Origin of the sequence: Pseudalkalibacillus sp. A8, assembly GCF_045920555.1 — a bacterium.
GTDB lineage: Bacteria > Bacillota > Bacilli > Bacillales > Fictibacillaceae > Pseudalkalibacillus.
Genome location: NZ_CP174509.1, coordinates 4965218 through 4990813, shown reverse-complemented (window position 1 = coordinate 4990813; position 25596 = coordinate 4965218). Strand labels below are relative to the sequence as shown.

Below are 25596 nucleotides of genomic sequence, written 5' to 3'. Positions count from 1 at the left end.
TTCTCTAAAAATGAAACTTGTCACGTTTGATGCAGGAGAAGGATTACGGTTAGGTGCTGTAATTAAAGAGGAAAAGGTTGTTGATTTGAATAAGGCATATCAACAAAAGCTGGAGACAGAGGGTGCAACTCAAGCTTCGGCTCTCGCTTCGGTATTGATTCCAAATGATCCGAAAGCCTTTTTACAAGGTGGGAGAAAGAGTTTAATAGCAGCAAGGGAAGCCATAGATTTTATTAATACTAGACCAAATGCAGCCATTGTTATGAAAAAGGATGATGTTTATGTAGGTGCTCCTGTTCCGAATCCAGGGAAAATCATATGTGTTGGCCATAACTATAGGGAACATATTCTTGAAATGGGAAGGGAAATCCCAACACACCCTGTATTGTTTGCGAAATTCGGTAATACTGTTGTAGGTCCAGAGGATATGATTCCTCTATCACCTGTCACAGAAAAATTGGATTATGAAGCAGAGTTTGCTGTTGTGATCGGGAAAAAAGCAAAGGATGTGCCAAAAGAACAAGCATTGGAATATGTTGCAGGCTATACGATCGTGAATGATGTTTCTGCACGAGATCTGCAAAAAAGAACGTTGCAATGGCTTCAAGGTAAGAGTCTTGATGGAAGTGCACCAATGGGTCCATGGCTAGTAACAAAGGATGAACTTACTTCTGCAGGTGAACTAGAAGTGATATTAAAAGTAAACGGTGAAGAACGTCAACGCTCAAATACAAACCAACTCGTTTTCAATGTTGAATTCCTTGTCGAATATCTATCAAGTATCATGACGCTTGAACCAGGGGACGTCATATGTACAGGTACCCCTGGCGGAGTAGGCTTTGCAAGGGATCCCCAGGTCTTCCTGAAAGATGGCGATATCGTACAAATAACAATTGATGGTATTGGAACACTTGAAAACACCGTCAAAGAAGTGAAAAAAGAGGAAGTCAAAAAGTATGTCCATATTATCAGTTCACGTATTGATGAATTCTTGTCTCTCATTCAAAAGCAAGACGAGAAAACAATCAACTGGAAGCCATCAGATGAGGAGTGGTCGATCAAGGAAGTCTTATGCCACGTTGAAGAAGTGAATCGATACTGGCTGCAAGAATTAGAGCGAATTGTAAGAAACCCCGAAATGAAATGGGGAAGAGGACTGAATGACCCAGAGCGATTGAATGCTGTATCTACAGCTGGTCACCGTGATAGAAAGAAAGTCATAGATGAAATCAACGAATTTAAAACAGTCATACATGAAAGATTGCTTAATCTTGATGATCGTGAGCTGATGATTGAAGCAGAACATCGAAATCCAAAGTTCGGTATCCGAAAGCTATCCTTTTTGCTTGACCATTTTATGGTAGAACATTTAGAAAAGCATATCGAACAAGTGAATCGCAATCTCAAAAAATATCAAAAAGAACCGACCTACCAGTAAAGGATGTGAAACCAATGGGAGAAAAAAACTCATTTTTTGAAAGTCAGGAAGTCAAAGAATTCAATCGAGAAATCGAGCAGTATAACCTGGGTCCATTATGGAATGCGATTCCGGAATTAATGCATAAAGAACCACAGCCACAAGCGGTTCCTTATTTGTGGAAGTGGGAAACGATCTATAAGAAGCTTATGGAGGCCAGAGAAATTTTCACTCCGGATCGTGGAGGTGAACGGAGGGCCATCTATCTGCAAAACCCAGGTTTAAAAAACCGACAGCCTTGGGGTTGGGGCTCTACAACACAAACCTTGTATGCTGCTGTTCAACTCATACTTCCTGGTGAAACGGCGCCATCACACAGACATACTCAAAGCGCGCTTCGGTTCGTGATGGAAGGTGAGGGTGCGTACAGCATTGTCGATGGTGAGCGTGTCTTCATGGAAGAAGGGGACTTCTTGGTCACTCCTAAAGGATTATGGCATGGACATGGTCATGAAGGTGATGAGCCTATGTTCTGGATGGACTGTCTTGATATACCGTTCATCTATAGTACGGGTGGGACATTTTTTGAACCTTATCCTGAGAAAATCCAAGAACCTACTGAACCTGATAATGTGAAGAGTGACCGTTATGGTGGTGGGATGGTACGCCCTGTTTCAGATCGAAAGCCAAAAGTTGCCCCGCTAAGTTCTTTTAAATGGGATAAAACAAAGACGACAATCGATGGGTTAAGCAAGTATGACCCTGATCCTTATGATGGATATGCTGTCGAATACATTAATCCTTCAAATGGGGAAACGGCAAACCCTAATATTGCAGCATGGCTTCAAAAACTGCCAACAGGCTTTAATGGAAAAGCACATCGGCACACAAATGCAGTGATATACCATGTACACAAAGGTACAGGATATACGGTGATCAATGGCGAAAAGTTTGGATGGTCCAAAGGGGACTACTTTGTCGTTCCAAACTGGGCATGGCATGAACATGTCTGTACCTCATCCGGGGATGCATATCTGTTCTCAACAAGTGATCTTCCAATAATGGAAAGGTTAGGCTTACAACGTGAAGAACAACTGGCGACCAATGATGGGAAACAAGAAATTGTAAGTGAATTCGAACCTATCCTGGTGTGAAAACTGCATGGAATACATACTGCTTTTATCTTAGCTACCTTTCTAAGGCGAAGCGGTATTTGCTTTTTTCGAATTACTAAACTATTTATGACATGATTCAATATATAAACAGGTTGATTGGAATGGATACACACTTTATGAAAAGATTTGGCACAACCACATTGTACATGAAGCAAAGGGTGAACCGAGCATAATGTATATCGACCTTCATCTGATCCATGAAGTGACCTCACCTCAGGCATTTGAAGGATTACGTAACGCCGGGAGAAAAGTTGGAAGACCAGACCGTACGATAGCAACAGGGCACTTTCCGACTATGGCTTCAGAGTGATCATTGCACGTTCCTTTGCTGATATTTTCTACAATAACTGTTTTAAGTATGGTATTTTACCAATTTCATTAACAGAATCAATTGTCAAAAAGCTATTAAAAAACATTGGATCCTACAATCGATACAAGCTTTTTATTGATCTTCCAAACAAAAGGATAAAAGATTCTTATGGTTTTCAGGATGGATTTGAAATTGATGATTATCGATGCAGGATGCTTATGGAAGGTATGGATGAAATTGAGGCAACTCTTGAATATACATCTAAAATAGATGCATTCGAAGACAGACATCAAATTTATTATCAACTGAAATAAATTATTGCCACAGATGATGACGGTTTCTTTCAGTAAACGTCATCATTTTTTCTGCTTGTAAAGTTTACTTCAATTAATGGGTAGAATATTCAAACCGAGTTTCTTCATTAATAATATATGCAAAATATCTCTATTATCGTAATTTAAATTCATCTAATGAGGGTTACATTTATTTAAAATGGAGATTGACGGTATAAAATGGTTATGTTAATCTGAATGAACTTATAGTGAATATTGTTAACGTTATGTTAGTGAACTGTGTTGGATATACGTAAATATAACAGGTAAACAATTTATTATATAGTTGATTGAATAGTTTTGTCAGAAAATATTATTTACTAGCTAAGAGAGGCTATGATAAAAGTACCGTTTCAATTTGCTGACGATAACAAATGGGTTAGCAAAAGTACTCAATGAAAAGGAAGAATATGATGGCAACTAATAATTCGGCAAAAATCAAAAGTGTTGAATACGGTTTTCAAATCCTGAAGTCATTTGTGAAAGAGAAGGAACCGATGACCCTGAGTGCAATATCAAAAGAGACAGGATTACATAAGAGTCAATTATTCCGTTATTTGAATACTTTCGTCGAGCTCGGGGCATTAAATCGTATTGATGAGGGAGCATTCCCTAAATGGGCACTAGGACCTGAACTGATCGTATTAGGTGAAGCTGCGTTTGAATCGATTGATGTCACCAAGGCAGCAAGACCATACATTACAAGCCTGCGTACCAAACTGAATGAAACCGTCGCATTCAGCATCTGGAGAGAAAATGGACCATTCTTTGTTAAGTGGGAAAAGAGTAACAGACTTATAAATATTGGATTGGATACAGGTTCCTATGTACCGTTGTTCACTGCTACCGGTAAGGTTTTTCGGGCTTTCTTACCTAATGATGTCACAGATCCTCTCTATGAGAAAGAGGTAGAGAAATGGAACGTCGATCAAAAGAAATATGCTTCTGAAGTCGAAAAAGTCCAAAGGAAGCATTTATCAATCACAGAAAGCAGCTTACTTCAAGGGATCACTGCCATCAGTGCACCAGTTTTTTTTGCCAATAAACGGCTTGCAGGTGCAATCAGTGTAATAGGGGTACAAGGAACTCTTGATGTTTCTGATGATTCTCTTGTGGTGAAAGAATTGAAACAAGCTGCTCGTAACATATCTGAAAATCTTGGCTATGTGGAGTCTACGCCTGGCATATTTTGATCGGATTTTTCAGGAATACGGAAACTGCCGCTGGACAGCGGCGGTTTTTATTTTCCAGAAGCGTAGATGGATTGATCTCAATATACTGGCTGGAATATCTCTTTTACATCCTGATGGCCGTCATTACTTTTCAATTCTTCAACCCTTTCAAAATCAAAAGCCTCCATTATCGGCAAATCATTGGTGGAGAATAGGCAGGCATCTTCTGTTTCTGATTCATTCACATGCTCGTGCCATACCCAGGACGGAATTACAAAAAAATCGCCTTCAGACCATTCAAATTTTATTCCGTTCATGACAGTGTGACCTTTCCCTTTAAAAACATGATATACATTGCTGTGAACGTGACGATGGGCTTTTCCCTTGAATCCAGCAGGGAGCATCTGCATTCTTGCTCCGATTCGATTGTTTGCATCTTTTCCATTTGAAGGATTAATGTATTCAACAGCAAGCCCATCAAATGGATCCGGGTCAAATTCACGTAATCCCTCAATTCCTTGTTTTGTCTGTTCCCATTTATAACGTCCTAATGGAGCAATGCTAGGTTTTCTGTCAGATATAGGACGTACCATCCCACCCTGATAGCGTTTGGAGCTATAATCGTCCGGGACTGATAATTCCTGTTGCTTTTCTGGATAAAATTCTGTAAAGCATACGTTCATATATTTTGTGAATGGTGCATCCAGACAGTCCATCCAGTAAACTGTCTCATCTCCTTCATTCGCATGATCATGCCATGCCCAGGTAGGAGTTGTCAGGTAGTCTCCTGGCTCAAATGTTATCTTTTCCCCATTAACCCGTCCTACAGCACCTTTTCCTTTCATAATAAATCGTAGGGCAGTTGTTGTGTGACGATGAGCTGGAGCAACTTCACCTGGTTTTACTGCTTGGACTGCAGCATAAAGCGTTTGTGTTGCGCCTCCCCAGCCGACTGGTTTGAGGTCCTTCATTCCCGGATTGATCAAGAAGAGGGCGCGGCGGTCTGCGCCATTTCCTACTTCAAGCAATTCTTCAGCTTCCTCCAGATTCCGTTCGATCAGTTCTTTTTTCCACAAATATGGAACAGGCTTGGCTTCGGGCTCGATTGTATTCAGTTTATGGATGGATGACCATAAAGGACCAAGGTTTTCACTTTCCAGTTTCTCATGGAATTCTTGAAGACCACTTGAAATTTTCATGCCTTGATCGCCTCCTTTTTATAATCTACAGATACTGAGAATTCTCCTACTCTATCAATTTGGATTCGAACCTGGTCATCCTTTGTAATTGGGCCGACGCCCTCTGGAGTACCAGTTGTAACGATGTCACCAGGCTCAAGAGTCATCACCTTGGAAGCGGCCTCGAAGAATTCATAGCAATCATAAATCAAGTCCTTTGTATTGGCTGATTGGCGTAATTCTTCGTTCACCCATAATTTGAAACCGAGCTCGTTAGGATTTCCAATTTCATCTGAAGTTACGATCCAAGGACCAATAGGTGTAAATGTATCGAAGGATTTTCGCCATGGACGGTCTTCTTTTCCTCTCACTGTTATATCCATGAGAGCAAAGTACCCGAAAATATAGTCGGAAGCCTCAGAGGCAGGGACATCTTTCGCTTTTTTTCCGACCACGAATGCTAGTTCAGCTTCATGATCCGTTCGTCTATTTTTAAACGGAAGCTCAATCGTATCGCTCGGACCAATGATTGACGAAGGGGCTTTCAAGAAGAACCCCAGGTTTTCAATGGTGTATTCTGCATTATTGAATTGTTCATTCATCTCATCCTGATGTAAATAATAATTCACTGGAGCAGCGACGATTTTTCCTGGTTGAGGTACAGGCGGGTCCAACCTTACTTCACTCAGAGAATACGATTTCGAATAGGATAAAGACTCTTCGATTTTCGGTTTCAATTCATCGAAGTTTTCAATGATATGTAATAAGGATTCTTGTGGTTTTTCTGAATTCCAAGGTACAGACTCAACGATGTCATATATACGATCGTCTCTTACTATTCCAGGATTGAAATCATTAAACATTGCAATTTTCATTTTGTTAACACCATCCTTACTCATACAATGAGTTGATTAATTCATTTTATAAATATAAACTAACAAAAAAATAAATTATTGTCAATGTTCAGATAATTTATTTTATGATATATTCACTTCATGCAGTGAATTAGGAGATTTATTTTAAGGGGGACAAGCATGCGTAACGTAAATATGCAATCGATTCGTTCTGTGGATCGGTCGATTGATGTTCTACAATCATTTTCAATAGAGGAGCCTACACTGACGGTTGAGGAGATATCAGAGAAAACAAACATCCCTCATTCCACTGTCTATCGTATCCTTTATACCTTGGAAAGGCGGGGGTATGTGCGATTTTCGGAAAAAACATCTACATATAGGTTAGGTGTCCGATTGATGGAGTTCAGCTACCATTTATCTTCCGTAACGGATGTGACACAAGAAGCTGAAGAATATCTCATTGAGCTCCATTCAAAAACAAATCAAACAGTACTTATGGCTCTTGAGGATGGCGATCGAATCATATACGTCTATAAAAAAGAAAATTATGAAGGCTTGAAATTCTCTTCAGTAGTCGGACAAAGAAGGCCATATCTTTATGGAGTGCTGGGACCTGTCCTGTTGGCATACCTTCCTGATAAAAGAAGTGAACAGATCATCCGACATTCAGATGTCCATAATAGTTCTATTTCAATTTCCAACATATATGAACGTCTTAAGAAGATCAAAAAGGAAGGAATGTATATTGAGTCAAACGAAACGAACTTAGGGGTAACAGGTGTCGGTGTCCCTATCTTTGGGGCGAATAAACAAGTAGTTGCAGCAATTGGGGTCATTGGTCCTTTGTTTCAAATGGAAAATCAAATGGAATCTGTCAAAAAGTTAATCTTAGAAACCTCAACAAACATTTCTAAAAAGATGGGTTTACGATAATCTTTGAATAGAAGTAAAGATGGGGCTGACATTCTAATTTGTCAGCCCCATTTATTCAAATAATATTCAGTGATACCATACCCTCTGACAGTACGGTTCCATTTGTATTAGAGGACCGGCTTCTTAGGTGATCCTTGTATTTTTAGACCACCTTATCAGTATGATGAGGTGGTGAGGAATTATGCTTTCTTTTTTTGAGCAGGAATGTAGTGTATGAAATGCAGTTGATGATTACAAAAATCACGGAAAACTTGTAAATCTGCATAACCTATCCACATCGCAACAAATCCTAATAGTAGAGCACCGAATCCATCCAATCATAGCTTATTGCTGAAATAGTAAATATGAAAAGCCCGAGCAGAAGGATTTTTTTTCAGTCCAATACATTCAGTGCTTGCCCCGCAAATGGTCGGATGAGCAAAGCAGTGATAGTGAAAAGACCGATGACCAATCCAGCCTCAAATTTGTCACCGCCCATTTTGACAACATATACAGGTAACGTTGGAGTCAACATATGGTAGCTGAAGAACAAAAATAGGTTGGACAACGAAGTCAGAATGAAATCATTTGTCCATAGACTTGTTTCTCTAGGGTTATTTTCACTCATAGTGCATACCTTCGTTATCTGTGGCTAATCCTTCTGGTTGGAAATTTGCGCGATTTTGACATCAATGACAGCTGATTGACCTGAATTCACTGCATCAAGGCATCGTCTTAAAGTATCCTCCAGCTTCTCAGGGTCAGATACCGATACGGCCAGTGCGCCTCCGGCAGCCTCGGCAACCTTCGACAAGTCTGCAGGCTGATCGAAGTTGACCCAATAGCTATCGTTTTGTTGAGCGATTCCATCCGGGTATAGCTTCAAAAGGTTATTTTTAGTTGCGTTCCAACCCTGATTATTATAGATGACCGTCAAAAATGGAGCTTGATACCTCCTGGACATCCAATGTACGGATGATGGAACACTGAATAAATAAGAACCATCTCCTGTAAGACTAACAATCGTTTTTTCGGGCTTTGCCAGCTTGGCACCTAGGGCTGCACCACCGTTCCAACCAAGAGATGAGCCTCCATTGACAAATCTGGTGCCTGGTTTACTACGAGGTATATGTTTAGAAACCGACATCGAGTTGGTGATCGTTTCATCAAGGATTATGGTATCATCATCTATGGTATTCCTTAGACAGACAGAGAGCCACTCTGGTGTAATGACCTTATCATCCGGGCATTTTTCATTGTGTTTCCATTCATTACGCTGCTTTTCATGCATTTTTTCTATTCGTCCAAATCGCTCAGTGAGACGGCCCTCATCCAAGTCAACTCGTTCCATATACTCGTTCAGTTGTACCAGGGCTTCATGAGAGTCAGCTTGGTACAACGCTTCAGCAGGCGTATACGCGAGAGGTATGTCTTCCTTAAGCGGGTCAGTATCGACGTAAAATAATCTACAATCTTCCTCTGGTCTGCTCATCGATGGGATCCACGGCACATCGGAATCGATCACAAGAACAACGTCTGCATCTGCCAAAAGTTCTCCTGCCTGAAAGCCCATATGTAAAGGGTGGTCCGTAGGGAAGTTCATGTGACTTGCATTTGATTCAACAACTGGTACGGCAAGTTTTTCACATAATTGAACGAGTAAATCGACACTTTCATATCTTCTGCCGAGATAGGATGTAATGATTACAGGATTATCCGCGTTCGCTAAAGCAGAAGCGATCTGTTCTACACCGTCCGAAGATAGAGGTAGAGGTTTTGTAGGGTTCCATTTATCCGCCTTATTTTCAGATGGTGTCACTTCTTCTTCTAATACCTCTCTAGCTCCAGTTAAATAAACAGGTCCTTTCGGTTCACTGTTTGCAAGCTGCATAGCACGGTAGACTAATTGTTTTACATTTCTTCCTGTGCGGATGTCATACTCCCATTTTACATAGGATCTTACAATCCCTCGTTGATCATAGACATTTTGCAAGTAGTTTATATGAGAATTGCGGCTTCCCGGCAACTCTCCCTCCATAGTAGAAGGGGTTTCTCCTGAAAAAATGAAGACCGGTGCACGTGAGCGCGTGGCATTATGGAGACTTCCACCTAAATTTTGTGTGCCGACATCCGTATGGACAAATACCCCTTGAGCTTCTCCGCTTAAAAGGTAATGACCGATTGCGGCGCTTAAGGCAACATATTCATGCGGACAAATAATTACTTTAGGAAGCGGTTGATCTTGAGCCTTTGCTTTTGCTAATCCTTCTATCACACTTGGATGGTCGCTCCCCAGGTTGCTGAAAAGATAGGAGATTCCTGTCTCTTGAAGCGCTTCTAACATTGCATCCGCAGTTGTATAGCGTGTTAGTTTTTGATCCATTTCTTCCTCTCCTATTCTGTAGTTTTATGATAATTGATTCCGTGGGTTTCAGTGTATTCATCAAAAATCATCTCGGAATTTTCCCTGCCGATCCCACTTTGCTTCACACCACCGAACGGTATATATTTATACCCTAATGGTGTTTGGCCAGCACCATTGATGAAGGTCATACCTGATTCAACCTGTCTGGCAAGCTGTACAGCTCTATCAAAATCAGATGACCAAATAGAGGAGCCTAATCCATATTCACTATCATTGACCATTTGGATCACTTCTTCTTCTGTCCTATATGGAATTAAAGGAAGCACTGGACCGAATTGTTCACAGGTTACAATTTCATGATCAGGCTCGACATCCCGGACAACAGCAGGTTGAAGGTAGTACCCATCCTCCCAGCCTGCAGGATCAAGCTTTTCTCCTAACTCAACCATTTTTGCAGAACTGTTTCTGATTCTTTCTTTCAATTCTTTGATGTTTTCGTATTGTTGCCGATTGTTCAAAGGGCCCATTGTCGCGTTTTCATCCAGCTGGTGTCCGATTTTATAATTATTGACAAGTTCACACACTTTTTCAAAAGCATCCTCATACATCCTTTGTGGAATGTAGACTCTCTTTATTGCATAACAGAATTGGCCTGTTCGGCGGAATGCGCCGGTAACGATTTTCGGTAAGACGACATTTAGATTTGCATCATCCAGAATGACTGCTGGGTCGTTGCCTCCTAATTCGAAATGAATGCCCTTAAGTGAATCAGCTGCGGCTTTCATAACGTGTTTTGCAGTAGCCCCTCCACCTGTAAACGATATTTTCCGTACAAGTGGATGTGTCGTCAATGCAGCCCCGACCTCTCCATCTCCATGAATGACATTGACTACCCCAGATGGAAAATATTCGGCGACTTTTTTCAAAGCTACTGTAACTCCCATAGGGGCAAAAGGGGAGGGTTTGAAGACTAATGTATTACCCGTCACAACCGCAGGAGCCAGCTTTTGCATCGTCAATACCATAGGGGCATTCCATGGGACGATGGCTGCGATCACTCCCATCGGCTTCTTCTCAACACTGATCCAGCCGGTTTCGTCTTCCAGCACCCTCGGTTCGAAAGAATCACCTGCAAGATCTGCCAGATTCCTGATTGCTGTGATGGCCATGGAAAGTTCAGCTTTCGTGGCGTTCAATAGCATTCCGTTCTCCTTTGAAACTACCTCCGCTATTGATGACGCTTCTGACTCCAATCGGTCAGCAACTTTTAATAGAATGGAAATACGTTTGTCCAAAGGGGTCTTCCTCCATGATTGGAAGGCTTGATGGGCGGCTTTGACAGCCCTGTCAACATCTTGAACTGTACCTTTGGCAACATGCCCTACTACAACATCTAAACGTCCAGGATCCCGGACTTCCGTGTATTCATCGGTTTCAACATCCGTGTTATCAATGAACAAATTTATCCTCAAGCCAATACATCCTTCCCAGATATAATTTTATTGTGGCTTAACTATGTCATCATCAAACTCTTCTAGTAGTAGTTATACGACATTTTGGATCGGGATCGAGTCATCCTTTTTGTTACGATTTCGCCATTCAAAAAACAAAAAGAGTACTGAAACCAGTAATGAAAGGTTGTTGATGATCCAACTATATTCCCAAATGGAATAAGGAAGGAACAAACCAATTGCTAATGCAGTGACGATGACTCTTTTGATTGAACTTAACCGTTGGAACAAGAACCCTTCCAGTGCCATTGCCAGCAAGTAACATGCAAAAATAGTCGTCAGGATCGTCATCAGTGTTTCAGTCCATGGGACAATCGGTTCGGTTCGAATCAATAATTCTGGAGCATAAACGAACAGGAACGGTACCAAGTAGCCGATGATTCCCAGCCGAATCGCTTGTGAAGCGATTTTATTCGGATTTTCCTTTGCGATCGGTGCCGCTGTAAAGCATGCCATAGCTACAGGAGGAGTAAAGTTAGATACAATTGAAAAATAAAAGACGAATAAGTGGGCCGAAATCGGGTCAACACCCAGATCCACAATCGTTGGTGCTACCAATACTGACACCAATGCATAGGCTGCGACTGAAGGCATTCCCATTCCTAAAATGATTGAAACGATCGCACTTATCACTAGCAAGACGAATAAGCCATATTCAGCTAAGCTTGTCAACATAATTCCTAAGTTAAATCCAAGCCCCGTAATCCCAGTAATACCAACAACCAAACCTGCCGCAGCAAGGACAATTCCGATCTCCAGCATTACTTTTCCAGTATCAACAAGGATACGAGGGATCAGTTTGAATATTTTCTTCCGGACAAGTCTGTCCAACGATAAGAAAAAGACGGCAACAACAGAAGCATATAGACCGGAAATGGCTGGTGAAAACCCAACGAAGAAAAGGAAATAGATCAAAGAGCCCATAATGGGGATGATCATCCATCCTTTTTTCATCACTTCCTTGAATACCGGGAGATTTTCTTTCCTCAAACGTTTAACACCTTTTCTACCTGCGATAAAATCAACCTGGAAGAAAAGACAGATATAAAACATCAAGGCAGGTACAAGTGCCGCCAAAGCTATATCCGCATAAGGAACTCCAAGGGTTTCTGCAATGATGAATGCTGCAATACCCATGACAGGTGGCATGATTTGTCCACCAGTGGAGGATACGGACTCCACTGCTCCAGCCTCTGAAGAGCTATACCCATTTTTCTTCATCAAAGGAATCGTAACGTTACCTGTTAAAATTACATTAGCTACTGGTCCTCCTGTAATCGTTCCAACTAGACTAGAGCCTAGTATGGAGGCTTTCGCAGGTCCACCCCGATATCTGCCGAATGCAGAGATTGCTAAATTATTGAGGATTTCCGCTCCACCGAATAATAATAGGATTTGGCCGAAAAAGATGAAACTTAAGGCGATGGTTGCTGCAATATTTAACAAACTAAGCAGACTATTGGAATCTAGATACATATAATTAAACAACTGGTCAACAGGAGTGGCTGTCCCTCTGAAAATCCCAGGAAAATATGGAGCGAAGAACCCATATGCCAGGAAGACTAGGACTACGATAAGCAAGCCTTTCCCAAGCACCCTTCTAATTCCTTCTAGGATCAATAGGATCGCAATAACACTCATTGTGAGACGTTCGTTTGTTACAGTCCCCATGTTGATTACAATTTGGGGGTAGAAAATTAGTAAATATAATCCTGCACTTAAACCAAGAGCAGCCAATATCCAATCATACCATGGCACCCGATGTCTAGGTGATCTTTTGAAAGCTGGTACACTGATATAGATCGCGCTCAGGAATAATCCAAGGAATAAACCAATGTACTGTTCTGCGTAGAGACTGATACCGATTTTTTGGTGGATACCTAATATATACAATAGACCGACGACCGTGATCGTGCCTAAAATGATAGACCACAATACTTTGACAGGAAAACTCTTGAAATTACGATATTTTTGAAAGTCGATATCAGGATTCTGTGATTCTTCTAATAGATCTTTCCTTTTGTTGTCATCCACAATTAACAACTCCTTCACCTTGGGGTAACTACCAATTGTCGACCTTCGGAAAGGTCGACAATCAATAGTTTTTTCTATCTTTGAAGAATGCTTAACAGAAAGTCATTCATGTTTATTCTGCTTGCTTCAATAAATCTTGATGTACTTTTTCTACCTCATCATTCCAAAGGCCTTTATCCCTATAAAACTTGACAGCTCCTGGATGATACGGAAGTGTAGGGTCCGGATCAAAGAAGCTTTCAGGAGTCCAAGTTTTCAACCATGCATGGATAGGTGCTAAATCTTCATAATTTTCCCAAAGGGTTTCCATGATCTCATATACGGCATCTTCTGATAGGTGAGTGGAGGCGACCATTTGTGCCGGATATTTGACTCCAACTGCTTCTTCAGCAATGTAACCATTCGCCGGGATCTTTGTTAATTGGACTCCAGGCACTATGGATGTAATTTCATCGATGACATCTTGAGGAACTTCATCTATTTCATCCGGAGATACGTCATCAAGGAAGTTGAGTGATTTCAATCCGACTGAATTATGAGCTTCCTGCATGATCGGAGTTGTTGGAGTCAAAGCGAAAGCAGCGTCGACTCGATTGTCCTGTAGTGCTTCGATTCCTGCAGCTGTATTAGGAATCGGTACTTTTTTCACATCATCCCATGTCAAGTCATTAGCGTTCAGAGCAGCGGTCAAGATCATTTTCGCGATAGCTGATCCTGGATAGTCTGCTGACACCCTTTTACCTTTTAAATCTGCAATACTATTAATATCAGAGTCTTTGGGTACAGCTGCTCCAGTTACACTTAGGTAGTTACCGCGTACGAGCAAACGCATGTTTTTCACTGCCTTATATCCATTTTCTCCATTGAATGCCCATGCTAGGTCTGGACCTGAACCAACCCCCAATTGTATTTCACCTTTGTCTAACTGTGGTCCCCATGCACTGATCCCATTTGTGGGCTTAACAGATATCTTCAATGATGAATTGGTACTGATTACTTTAGCCAACCCGTTACCGATAGCATTGTAAGATACTCCTACTGGAGTAGTCCCTATACTGATTACACCTTCCTTAGATGAGTCGCCACCATCAGCACTTGACGTCCCTTCGGTTCCAGCTCCGCTGCATGCTGTGACGAAGATCATTATCATTATGATAGTCAATAAACTGAATGCTTTTTTCATATTTTTTATTACCCCCATTTATTATCGCTCCTTTATTGGTATTGTGATCGAATCTAAGCGCTTACAAAATACTCGTAGGAAATGAAGGAATCTTGACATGTATCAACTCCTTAGTCTGATAAATGGAAAAAAGAAAGAATCTAGACTATCGATTCGGGTAGCTTGCCGATTCCCTGATCTCTAATACTGGCAATCATAGAAGAACGTAACAGCCACTCTTTGGCTTTCGCTTTGTCATTAGCTTCTTTAGCTAACTCTTGCTGAAGCTGTATCCGCAACTCTTCATCTTGTTCACTCATTACTTTCGTGTTTCTTTCACTGATTTGCCGGATATAATCGATCGCTACTTTCCGTCTTGCAGCATTATAAGTCTCTAACTCTCTTTCTCTATCAGAATCTTCATTGATGATTCTGACTAAACGTATACTTAGATCAACAGCGTCATGAATCCCGTTGTTTAAGCCGAGTCCCCCCATCGGACTGTTAACATGAGCAGCATCTCCTAACAAAACAACTCTGTTTTTATAGAAAATATTTGCTACCCTCTGATGGACCCGGTAGATCATCCTTTCTACAATTGGGAAAATATCTTTTGTTTTTAATGCTCGTTGCAGGCTTTTTTGGATATTATCTTTATCAAGTGCTACTTCATCTGGTATATCTGGATTGATAGGGTATAAGAGCCTCCACGCCTCTGGAACCTTCAGTATGAATAAAAATTCTTCAGGATCTGAGATATAATTGACATAAGAGATATCCGGCAGGTATTCATTGAATGGCTTTGGTGTGCCGACAAGAAGGAACCTTTGTTCCAATGTATAACCATCAAAATCAAGCCCGAGCGATTTTCTGACTCTGCTCCGGGCACCATCTGCCCCCAGAACATAAGAGCAATTGTATTCATTTTGACCGTCAGGTGTATTGGTAACAATGGTTACCATCTCATCGTTGTACTGAATTTCTACTAATTCAGTATTAAATTGTATATCTACATACTTATTGTCTTTCAGACGTTTATGTAGTAATTCGACATATGTAGATTGAGGACATTGCAATCGGAATGGATACTTAGTTTCGTCCTTCAACAGATTGAAATCAAATTCTGCATAAAGCCCTTTTTTTCGGTCTCGATATTGGACTTTATCAGCAGTAATCCCCATCGAGATCAGGGCATCCGTTATCCCTGTTTCCTCCAGTAATTCTAACGTACCTGCATGAAAAGTAGATGCTCTCCACTCTTTGCTGGGACTATCATTTTTTTCAAGAACCCTTACAGGGATCTTATGATAAGACAAGATTTCCGCTGCAGTCAGGCCGACTGGTCCAGCTCCGATAATTGTTACAGGGTATGTAGCCACTTTAAAAAACCTCCTGTTAAGTAAGTTTATGCAAGTTGTAAGATAACCATAAACAACAAGTTAACACTAATAACTAATCGTTTATTTGGTTTAGAATAACATATAGAAAGTTTAATTGTCAAAATATTTTCAACAATGTAAATTTTTGCGATCACTTTTTGTAATGACAGTAACTAACTACAAAATCAGGCAGAGGGGCTAAATGAAGTAGATGAAAGGGGAGACAATCAGAAAATTTTATAAAAAAAGCTGCCAAAAATTTCGGCAGCAATGATTGAAAACGTTATTTATACTTCTGCTTGTTTTTCAGGATTTACCAATGCTCCATGTTTTGATAAGTGTTCTACTTAGCTGTTAATCATGATATCAACACCATTGATACTAGGATATCGATAACCATTAATCTGATAAGCTTATATCTTGTTGACCACTGTATGGTCAAGGCGATTAAAAAAATATGGAAAACTAGAATAAGGCGACCAATTCTGTTTTTTAAGGAGAAGAAATTAAGCCGATTTTGAGATTTATAAGCCGAATTCCAATTTTATAAGCCGAATCTCCATATTTATGCGCCGATCAATAATAAGGGCATGCTGTCGAAAAAAGAAAGCGCACTATAGTCGCTTTCCACCCGAAGTTTGTTCCTTGATGGCTATGGTTTTTGCCTCATTTCCGCGCATTCTTATACAAATTAGCCATTCTTCTACTTTTTTTGGTTTAAAAACTCCGAATTTTTATAATATTTTGATATAATTGAAAACAATAATTTTGGGCTTTTTAAATGTGGGACAAAATCCGGAACCTATTCGAAGGAGTGAGATTGGAATGGATGGAAAAAACAGCATGAAGAGGGTGCTTTCCCAGTTTGATGTTCTTGTGCTTGCAATCGGTGCGATGCTTGGATGGGGCTGGGTAGTTCTATCAGGGACTTGGATCACATCAGCAGGATCGATTGGCGCAGTACTTGCTTTCGCTATCGGCGGCCTGTTGGTCATTTTTGTCGGACTCACCTATTCAGAATTAGCATCTGCCATGCCGGAAGTCGGTGGAGAGCATGCTTATGTGTACAGGGCGTTGGGTAAGAAAGCGTCGTTTATTGCCTCCTGGGCTATCACATTAGGCTATGTCTCTGTCGTCACATTCGAAGCTGTAGCTCTCCCGACGGTTGTGGATTACATTCTGCCAGATTACCAGGCTGTCTATTTATGGACGATTGCGGGCTGGGATGTCTACTTGACATGGGTGCTGATCGGAATGGGCGGATCGATCTTCATCACACTCATCAACTATTTCGGTGTAAAACCGGCTGTTCTTGTGCAAATGGTCCTGACAATCCTTATCGTTTTGATTGGTGTCATGTTGATTTTCGGTTCAGCAGTCGGCGGTAGTTCCGCAAACCTGGATCCATATTTTCTTGGAGGAGCAGGTGGCGTCATGACTGTCCTCATCATGGTTCCTTTTTTATTTGTCGGATTCGATGTCATTCCTCAAGTTGCTGAGGAAGTGAACCTTCCATTCAAGCAGATCGGAAAAGTACTCATCTTTTCAGTTGTATGTGCAGTCGTATTTTACATGCTGATCGCCTTAGGTGTTGGATTGGCGCTTGACAAAACAGCACTAGCGAACACTGAGCTTGCAACAGCCGATGCGATGGCTGCGGCTTTCGGTTCGCAAACTTTCGGAAACATTCTCATTTTAGGTGGAGTAGCGGGGATCATTACAAGCTGGAATGCCTTTATTATCGGTGGAAGCCGTGTGGTATTTGCGATGGCGAAATCCGGAATGCTGCCAAAATGGTTCGGCTACTTACATCCGAAATACAAGACACCATCCAATGCAATTGTTGCAATCGGAGGACTAGCTGTTCTCGCTCCTTTACTTGGTCGGCCTGCGCTTGTTTGGATCGTCGATGCAGGCGGGCTTGGCATCGTGATCGCCTACTTCATGGTTGCACTGGCATTCCTTGTTTTACGTAAAAAAGAACCAACAATGGCAAGACCATTCAGAGCAGGAAATGGGGCCGCTGTTGGATGGATTGCGCTCGTGTTAAGTATCGGGTTCATCAGTCTTTACATGCCGGGAATGCCAGCAGCTCTCGTATGGCCTTCCGAATGGATCATGGTAGCTGTATGGTTCTTGATCGGTGCCTATTACTTCTATCAAATGAACAAAGGGACATACGCGGTAAAAGCACAGCCGGATGAGAAGATGGAAGTGAAGATGTAGAAGCTTATACAACCAATGCAGCGCGCCTTTTAATTGACGGTGCGCTGTTTTTGGTAATATTTTCAAAAAGGTAATGGCAGGTGTAAATAGAAATCTAAGTTTATCAGTAACAAAGTGGGTGGGAGAGTAATGGCTTCTAACTTGTTTAATAACAATAAAAAAGTCTCTAAACTCTTTTCAATTAATAAGATTCTTACAAAATCGCTGGATATAAATACCATACTAAGAACATTAGTGGAAGCTGCTAAGGAATTAATTGAAGTATCGGATACGATTATACTTTATTTATATGAGCCAGATGAAAATGTTTTAAAAGTGGCAGAAGGTGTTGGAATTGATATTAAAGTGATGAAGAATATATCTTTTTCACCAGGAGAATCTCTGACTGGGATGACCTTTACATCACGCCAATCCCATTTGTTTGCGTACAAAGACGAGATTGAAGAACACATGACCTCTATGACGGAAAATAATTATCATTATTATTATAAAGGTGTATATGAACGGAAGATAAAAAGTGCATTTTGTGTTCCACTCATTCACCAAGATCAATGTCTTGGTGTCCTAGTAGTGGACAATTTTGAAAATGATGGAGTTTTCACGGAAGAGGATATGGAAGTGATTAAAGTTATCGCTGACCAGAGTGCTATTGCCATTGTTAATTCTAATTTATTTCAGGATATAAAAAGTAAGAATGAACAACTTGAACATTCATTGGATATACATGAAAAGTTCACTAAGGTTATTTTAGATGGGGGAGGAATTGAAACGATTTTGTCTTTATTGTCACGTATTATTTCAACAAAGGTAACATACGTTGAACAAAAAAGTATTGATGACGATTCAAATTTATATTCAATTGTTCATGGAAAAGAAGTGTTAGGATACTTCCTATTAGATAAAAAGCTCTCGTCATTATCATCAATTAATCTAGTAGCAGTTGAACATGCTGCAACAGCCCTAACTTTGGAATTAGTAAGACAAAACGCACAGTACGAAAAAGAATTGCATTTCCGAGAGGAACTATTTCAACAATTGATGGATGGAACTCCTGTTTCGGAAGTAAAACGTTTTACAAACGCTTTACAGTATAATTCCCAAGGTGAATTTGTTTGCATGATATTGGAAGGGAAGCATGATCTACTTTGGAAACCAAGTGTAACTCTTGAAAAGGAACGGTTTATAAGATTAGTAGAAAAAATCTGCTACAATGTCTGCAAATCCAATTTCGTTTTTACAAAGGCTTTCCAGACAATCCTTATCATTCCGGTTGATATAAAAGAAAATGTAGAAAAAATAGTGAATAAGATTGAAGAGATATGTTCGGAAACAAAAGAAATAGTATATGGAATAGGGCGTGAGGTCCCGATCCAATATATTCAAGATTCTTACCGTGAAGCTTTGGATGCTGTGCGTTATGGAAAGATCAACCAAAATGAAAAGTTCATCGATTACTCTAAACTGGGAATCGAACGGCTATTGCAAAAGATTGATGAGACAACATTGGAATACTATGTATCTGATAAACTTGGACCTTTGCTTTCAATGGAACAGGAATATGTTGATACGCTTGGAAAGCTTATTGAAACTAATAAAAATCATAAACTGACAGCGGAACAATTGTATATCCATCCGAACACGTTATACCGAAGAATCAAAAAAATTGAACGGACTATGAATATTTCACTTGATCAGGAAAATGATTGGATTAATGTAGTCATTGCATATCAAATCCATGTGGCGAGACACACTGTATGATTGAATATTGTGTGGCTTGCCACATTTATTTTTATTTTTCAGAATATTATAATTATCAATATAAAAGTTTCTAGAAAGGAGGAGCAAGAACTTTACTAAAAGCTATCGATTTTTATATTCGATAATACAACAATCAGGAGGTTCATAATGGTAACCACTTATAATAACTATTTAAATGGGGAATGGAAACCTTCAGAATCCGGGGAGACCTATCCAAGTCTTAATCCTGCTAACACAGATGAGGTATTGGGATACTTTCAAAAATCCACTGTTGGTGATGTGAAGAACGCAATCGACGCTGCCAGGCAAGCATTTCCGACGTGGTCAATGTTACAAGCACCAGAACGGGGAGAAGTTGTATTCCAATTAATCACTCACCTTGAGAATGGAAAGGAAGAATTAGCTGAGCTGATCACAAAGGAAGTTGGAAAATCATTACGAGAAGCGAAAGGGGAAGTTGCCAAAACTATTCAAGCAATGAAGCAATTTAGTGGGGAAGCAACAAGGTTGAAAGGAGAAACTGTTCCTTCCTATGATTCGAATATTTTTGGATACACAGTTCGGGAGCCTTTAGGTGTAGTTGGTGTAATCGCCCCTTATAATTTCCCATTAGGAATTGGACTCTGGAAGATCATACCGGCCATTGTTGCAGGAAATACGGTAGTTTTCAAACCTGCAAGTAACACTTCTCTGATTAGTGTTAAAGTGTTGGAGTTGCTTGAAAGTTCTGGAGTGCCCAAAGGTGTCGTAAATATGGTTACTGGTCCGGGATCTGTGATCGGTAAAGAATTTGGAACAAATCCTGACATAAAGGCGGTTTCTTTTACTGGTTCGACTGATGTAGGGGTTCAGCTAGGAAACCTCGTTACAGCAAGAGGAGGACGAATGCAGGCAGAAATGGGTGGTAAAAACCCTGCCATCATTCTAGAGGATGCAGATATTGATAAGGCAGTTGACAGTATTGTAGTAAGCGGATTTCTGGATAATGGTCAACGGTGTACAGGGACAAGCCGAGTAATTGTTCCAAAGTCGATTGCAAATCTAGTGAAAGAAAAACTCGTAGAACGTGCTAAGAAATTCGTTATCGGAGATGGTTTTCAACGTGGCGTGGATAATGGTCCGGTAATTGATAAATCTCAATTAAATCTCTATTTGGATTCCTGTCAGAAGGCGATCAAAGAAGGGGCTATATTAGAATTCGGAGGTAAGCGGCTCACAGAAGGATACAAAGCAAAAGGTTATTTTGTATCGCCAACCGTATTCAGCAACGTTACATCAGACATGTCAATTGCACAGGAAGAAATATTCGCACCTGTCATTGGAATCATTGAGGTGGAATCGTATGAGGAAGCCATTGAAATTGCAAATAATATAGAGTTCGGTTTATCCTCAACCATTTACACGAATGATCTGAAGAAAGCATTTCACTTTGTTAGGAATATCCAATCAGGTGTCACACATGTAAACCTTCCATCAACTTATTTTGAAAACCAGTATCCTTTTGGCGGGAAGAAAACATCAAGTATTGGCCCCCGTGAACAAGGAAGTACATCACTTGAATTTTGGACTGATATAAAAACGGTTTATATGAATCCATAAAAATAAAGGGGTTGGGTGATATGAATGTTGTGGGCGTAATTGGATGTGGTGCGATGGGACGAGGGATGATTAAGAATTTAATCTTGGATGGTCATCAAGTACTTGTCTTCGATGTAAATCCTGAAGCAGTTGCTTCAGTTGAGAAGCTTGGTGCGATTCCAATGTCTTCTGTACAGGCTGTCGCCGAGGAATCTACCTATCTCTTGTTGTCTCTCCCAACGACGATATTAGTAGAAGATGCGATTATTGGTGAAGAAGGGGCTCTTAAGGTCATGAAAGAAGGGTCCTTTATTCTGGACATGAGCACAACGGATGTAAATAGTACAAGAAAAATCCATGAAAGAGCTTATCAAAAAGGTGTTTCCTTTTTTGATTGTCCCGTAAGTGGTGGACCAGAAGGAGCTGAAAATGGGATTTTGACAGTTATGGTCGGCGGTGACCAAGGGGAGTTTCATCAGGTTGAACCAGTTTTACAAGCTATTGGGAAAGAAGTTAAATATATTGGAAAAATTGGATCGGGTCAAGTTGTTAAATTATGTCATAACATTGTCGTTTCAGGACTCATTGTTTTGTTGAGTGAAGCTTTCTTAACAGGTGTCAAAGCAGGTGTACCAGCTAGTAAAATAGCAGAAGTGATGCAGGAAGGATCAGCTCAAAATCGGGTTCTATCCGTTTTTGGTCCTAATTTAATCGATGGAACTCATGAAAACGTCAAGTTTCTGCTAAGCCATATGTTGAAAGATATTCATTTGTATATGGAACTTGCATCCGATGGGCAGATACCTACCTTTTTAGGTTCTACGATTAACCAGTTGTATGAAATAGCCGATCATAAAGGAAAAGGACAACTGGATTCTTCTGCTGTTAGTCAAGTTTTAGAAGAATTATCGAACCTGGAATCGCATTGAAATCTGTTGAAAATTAGGGGGAGAGCTTTATGACTGATGTACAAAAAAACATTTGGAAAGATTGGCGCCTTCATGCCATCGTTTTTGTCATTGTTTTGTTGACTGAATGGATTGGAATTCACCAATTTTCTGTTGGACCAGGAGTCATTTTATTATTGCCGATGCTGTATGCCATTCTTATAGGATTAGCTTTGTATTTCACTCCCATTATTAAAGAAAAACAATCAAAAAATGCAGAACCATTGATTGTTCTCGGGGTAACTTTGTTGATTGCGAAGATCGGGGTTATCATTGGTCCGTCACTCCCTCAAATTATAGAAGCAGGACCTGCTCTACTGCTTCAAGAGTTCGGGAATTTAGGGACGATCATTTTGGCTCTTCCTCTCGCTGTTGCCCTCGGGATTAAAAGGGAAAGCATTGGGATGACACATTCGGTTGCACGTGAACCAAACGTTGGACTGATCATGGATAAATTCGGATTCAATTCACCAGAAGGTCGAGGCGTAATGGCTATATATATCTTTGGGACAGTGTTTGGTGCTGTGTTCATGGGGCTCATATCAGGCTTTTTAGCAACTTTGACTCCCTTGCATCCGTATTCTTTCGCCATGGCTTCAGGAATCGGAAGTGGAAGTATGATGGCAGCAGCAAGCGGGTCACTCGTTGCAGCATTTCCTGAAATGGAAAACAATATATTAGCATTTGCTGGTGCAAGTAATTTGTTATCTTTATCAACCGGTTTATATATGAGTATCTTCATTGGTCTCCCATTAACGGAGAAATTTTATGAAGTCTTAAATAAACGAAAAAATAAAAAGATAGATCCGAATACAAAGATGGGGGCGTAATTATGCTGAAAAACATTCAAGAATGGACGTTATTGTTGATTATCTTTGGTATCGTAGCACTCCTCGGAAATTGGATTGGATTTGATGTTTTGCCGGTAGGTGCTATCCCGGGGATGGTAGTTCTGATTCTAATATGTCTTGCTGGTTTGATCATCCAAAAACTATTACCTGTCAATATACCGAGTGTTGCTTATATCGCTCTTATCGGTGTTCTTCTATCAATGCCGTGGATGCCTGGCTCGGAAAAAATAGTACAATGGACAAATGAAGTTAATCTTCTGGCATTAGCCACACCCATATTAGCATATGCAGGTATCGCAATAGGCAGATCCTGGACAGATTTTGTGAAACTAGGTTGGAGAAGCATCGTTGTTGCATGTTTTGTCCTTTTTGGAACGTTCATTGGTTCAGCTATCATTGCAGAAGTAATCCTTAGAATACAGGGCATAATTTAAAAAAGAGGGGATATCGTCCCGTTCATCTACAGAAGAAACTCATCTGAAATGTTTTCCATTGAAATATATTAAGCCAATTTCAAAATAAATAGAACAAAGGAAAGTATATGACAAAAGCCCCGCTTGTTTTTCAACAAACGGGGTTTTCTATTAAAACCTCAACGTTTTTTTTAATCTCGCAAGCTTACGGTTTGCTTTGTCTAGAGCTTTCTTTGAACCAAAGAAAAAATTGAACATGTTTTTTCCCTCCTGCAAATGAATATGAAGTTTTCTTACTTATATGATAGGCGGGTGCATTAATACTGTCAATAAAATTGTATACCAAATACCAAATTAAACTTATTTGATAGCGGGATATCGGTCTATTAAATACATTTTGGTATACCAAAATGTATCGCTCTAATTAGGTATATATCTGTAAGACCTTTATATATCAAGGTTTAAAGGGATAAAAGCTACATATCTCCATATATTCTTTTTGTTATCAACTCTGAGAAAATAGTATTGATTTTGCTAAAAATGTATACCATTTGATAGATTTTACTTATCCAATAGTATAAAATGATAGGTACTTCAGGAATCAGGTGATGGTATGCTTAAATTTTTATATGCAATTGCAATCTTCTTATATATTCTATCAGAAGTTTTTCCAAAGGTTGATGTGACATTTCTGATTTCTTCAGTCAGCTTATTGATTGTGGTGATGACTCTTTTCATCGTCCCTCGATTTGTAAAAATACTTGGTGGGATCTTCCTCACAACTGGTTTGTTCATGTTGATAAAGAGTGGGGCAGGATGGAAAGATGTACTGTTATCATTCGGTACGATGTTGAATTTGCTTACTTTGTTCGCTATGGTTCCGATCCTGGCATTGCCTATCAAACTGGGAAACTATGCGAAGGGGATCCAGAAATTCATTAAGAGGAATGTCAAAACATCAGGACAACTGTACTCGATGACTTCAGGGATTTCCTATTTTTTTAGCATATTCATGAATCTCGCTACATTGCCAATGACCTATTATTCGATGCGGCCGGCAGCCAACATGTATCCTTTGCAAAATAAGGAACGATTCATGAGCCGGGCCATCACACACGGATTTGCGATGCCCCTCATGTGGGCACCAGTGACACCGATTGTAGGAATTGTCGTTGAAATGACGGGGGTGAGCTGGGCATCGATGCTTCCTTATGTATTACCTTTAAGCGTGATAGGACTTCTTCTGGATTGGTATATGGGAAGAGTCACTGCAAGGAAGAAGAAGCATTTAAAGGCTGAATTTGGAGTGAATGAAACCGCAGCCTCTATTGAAATAGAAGGGGAAGATCATCGTAATTCCGGTAAAATCTCAAATATTTTCATTGCGATCATTATCTTCAACTTGCTGATATCCGTTTTGGAGCAGACATTGACCTTTTCATTCATCATACTCGTTTCGTTATTGGTGATTCCGTTTGCTATGGGGTGGTCCATACTTTTAAAGAAAACGAAGGAATTCAAAAGTGGATTGAGGGAGCATTTCCAAACACACCTGATTAAAATGAAAGAACAATTTTTCATTTTTCTCGCTGCAGGATTCTTTATTTCAGCTATCCAGTTTTCTGATACGAATATATTGCTGAATACTGGTATCGGTGCAGTCAAAGATATGATTGGAATTGAGGTATTCATCATTCTATTGCCTTTCATACCGTTGGCTCTTGCGTTTACCGGACTGCATCCCGCAGTTGGTTTAGCGCTTCTTGCAGAAGCACTCGATCCGCAAAACATAGGAGTCTCACCGTACATTCTGACGGTTTCTATGCTGGCAGGAGCAGTTTCAGCATTTCTAATGGGACCTTACAACGCTACGATAGGGTTGATGTCCAGCATCGTCAATACGAATTCCTTCAAAGTATCCAACTGGAACATCTCGTTCACCGCACTATTTTTATGCTGCAGTATGGTGTATCTCATCCTCTTGGAGTTCATCGTATAGTGAGGAGGTTCCCTTTTTTA

At 40.3% G+C, this 25596-nt stretch carries 20 protein-coding genes and 2 pseudogenes; 14 read left to right on the top strand and 8 right to left on the bottom strand.

What is annotated here, in order from left to right:
- Positions 1 to 10: 10 nt before the first annotated feature.
- From ACJROX_RS25230 to ACJROX_RS25205, 6 genes and pseudogenes are all read left to right on the top strand, one after another.
- A pseudogene (locus tag ACJROX_RS25230) lies at positions 11 to 943 on the top strand (fumarylacetoacetate hydrolase family protein); the annotation flags it as partial.
- Positions 932 to 1438: a DinB family protein gene (locus ACJROX_RS25225; protein ID WP_408011769.1), complete on the top strand. Its 507-nt coding sequence runs from the start codon at positions 932 to 934 to the stop codon at positions 1436 to 1438. The pseudogene ACJROX_RS25230 and the gene ACJROX_RS25225, both read left to right, overlap by 12 nt.
- Positions 1439 to 1452: 14 nt before the next feature.
- Positions 1453 to 2571, top strand: coding sequence for a cupin domain-containing protein (locus ACJROX_RS25220; RefSeq protein WP_408007966.1), 1119 nt, complete (start codon positions 1453 to 1455; stop codon positions 2569 to 2571).
- 100 nt (positions 2572 to 2671) lie between these two features.
- Positions 2672 to 2872, top strand: a pseudogene (locus tag ACJROX_RS25215) (aconitase family protein); the annotation flags it as partial.
- A gap of 26 nt (positions 2873 to 2898) precedes the next feature.
- Positions 2899 to 3216, top strand: coding sequence for a 3-isopropylmalate dehydratase small subunit (locus tag ACJROX_RS25210; RefSeq protein ID WP_408007965.1), 318 nt, complete (start codon positions 2899 to 2901; stop codon positions 3214 to 3216).
- Between the two features lie 431 nt (positions 3217 to 3647).
- The gene (locus ACJROX_RS25205; RefSeq protein ID WP_408007964.1) at positions 3648 to 4427 is read left to right on the top strand and encodes an IclR family transcriptional regulator; all 780 of its coding nucleotides are present in this window, start codon (positions 3648 to 3650) and stop codon (positions 4425 to 4427) included.
- Positions 4428 to 4504: 77 nt separating this feature from the next.
- Here the strand turns inward: ACJROX_RS25205 and ACJROX_RS25200 are convergent, their stop codons facing one another.
- Positions 4505 to 5605, bottom strand: coding sequence for a cupin domain-containing protein (locus ACJROX_RS25200; RefSeq protein ID WP_408007963.1), 1101 nt, complete (start codon positions 5603 to 5605; stop codon positions 4505 to 4507).
- On the bottom strand, positions 5602 to 6459 hold the full coding sequence (locus ACJROX_RS25195) for a fumarylacetoacetate hydrolase family protein (protein ID WP_408007962.1): 858 nt from the start codon (positions 6457 to 6459) through the stop codon (positions 5602 to 5604). The genes ACJROX_RS25200 and ACJROX_RS25195 overlap by 4 nt, the downstream gene beginning before the upstream one ends.
- Positions 6460 to 6618: 159 nt before the next feature.
- Between ACJROX_RS25195 and ACJROX_RS25190 the strand changes: the two genes are divergently transcribed.
- Entirely contained in the window at positions 6619 to 7374 is a 756-nt protein-coding gene (locus ACJROX_RS25190; protein ID WP_408007961.1) for an IclR family transcriptional regulator, read from the top strand.
- Positions 7375 to 7747: 373 nt separating this feature from the next.
- Here the strand turns inward: ACJROX_RS25190 and ACJROX_RS25185 are convergent, their stop codons facing one another.
- The 6 genes from ACJROX_RS25185 to ACJROX_RS25160 all read right to left on the bottom strand — a co-directional run bounded on the left by ACJROX_RS25185 (position 7748) and on the right by ACJROX_RS25160 (position 15804).
- Positions 7748 to 7981 (bottom strand): hypothetical protein, encoded by a 234-nt coding sequence (locus tag ACJROX_RS25185; RefSeq protein ID WP_408007960.1) that lies wholly within the window; start codon positions 7979 to 7981, stop codon positions 7748 to 7750.
- A 24-nt stretch (positions 7982 to 8005) separates the two neighbouring features.
- The gene (locus ACJROX_RS25180) at positions 8006 to 9736 is read right to left on the bottom strand and encodes a thiamine pyrophosphate-requiring protein (protein ID WP_408007959.1); all 1731 of its coding nucleotides are present in this window, start codon (positions 9734 to 9736) and stop codon (positions 8006 to 8008) included.
- Positions 9737 to 9747: 11 nt separating this feature from the next.
- Positions 9748 to 11190, bottom strand: a complete 1443-nt coding sequence (locus tag ACJROX_RS25175) for an aldehyde dehydrogenase family protein (protein ID WP_408007958.1) — start codon at positions 11188 to 11190, stop codon at positions 9748 to 9750.
- A 72-nt stretch (positions 11191 to 11262) separates the two neighbouring features.
- Positions 11263 to 13263, bottom strand: a complete 2001-nt coding sequence (locus ACJROX_RS25170; protein WP_408007957.1) for a TRAP transporter permease — start codon at positions 13261 to 13263, stop codon at positions 11263 to 11265.
- 112 nt (positions 13264 to 13375) lie between these two features.
- Positions 13376 to 14464, bottom strand: a complete 1089-nt coding sequence (locus ACJROX_RS25165; protein ID WP_408007956.1) for a TAXI family TRAP transporter solute-binding subunit — start codon at positions 14462 to 14464, stop codon at positions 13376 to 13378.
- A gap of 122 nt (positions 14465 to 14586) precedes the next feature.
- Positions 14587 to 15804: an FAD-dependent oxidoreductase gene (locus ACJROX_RS25160; RefSeq protein ID WP_408007955.1), complete on the bottom strand. Its 1218-nt coding sequence runs from the start codon at positions 15802 to 15804 to the stop codon at positions 14587 to 14589.
- 825 nt (positions 15805 to 16629) lie between these two features.
- Between ACJROX_RS25160 and ACJROX_RS25155 the strand changes: the two genes are divergently transcribed.
- From ACJROX_RS25155 to ACJROX_RS25125, 7 genes are all read left to right on the top strand, one after another.
- Positions 16630 to 18030 carry an APC family permease gene (locus ACJROX_RS25155; protein WP_408007953.1) on the top strand — a complete coding sequence of 467 codons (1401 nt, stop codon included), beginning with the start codon at positions 16630 to 16632 and terminating at the stop codon, positions 18028 to 18030.
- 129 nt (positions 18031 to 18159) lie between these two features.
- Positions 18160 to 19788 (top strand): helix-turn-helix domain-containing protein, encoded by a 1629-nt coding sequence (locus ACJROX_RS25150; RefSeq protein WP_408007952.1) that lies wholly within the window; start codon positions 18160 to 18162, stop codon positions 19786 to 19788.
- Between the two features lie 147 nt (positions 19789 to 19935).
- Entirely contained in the window at positions 19936 to 21387 is a 1452-nt protein-coding gene (locus tag ACJROX_RS25145) for an aldehyde dehydrogenase family protein (protein ID WP_408007951.1), read from the top strand.
- Between the two features lie 20 nt (positions 21388 to 21407).
- Entirely contained in the window at positions 21408 to 22295 is an 888-nt protein-coding gene (locus ACJROX_RS25140; protein WP_408007950.1) for an NAD(P)-dependent oxidoreductase, read from the top strand.
- Positions 22296 to 22324: 29 nt separating this feature from the next.
- Positions 22325 to 23143, top strand: a complete 819-nt coding sequence (locus ACJROX_RS25135; RefSeq protein WP_408007949.1) for a DUF3100 domain-containing protein — start codon at positions 22325 to 22327, stop codon at positions 23141 to 23143.
- Between the two features lie 2 nt (positions 23144 to 23145).
- On the top strand, positions 23146 to 23598 hold the full coding sequence (locus ACJROX_RS25130; RefSeq protein ID WP_408007947.1) for a hypothetical protein: 453 nt from the start codon (positions 23146 to 23148) through the stop codon (positions 23596 to 23598).
- Positions 23599 to 24190: 592 nt separating this feature from the next.
- A complete protein-coding gene (locus ACJROX_RS25125) occupies positions 24191 to 25576 on the top strand; it encodes a hypothetical protein (RefSeq protein ID WP_408007946.1) in 1386 nt (461 codons plus the stop codon).
- Positions 25577 to 25596 lie beyond the last annotated feature (20 nt).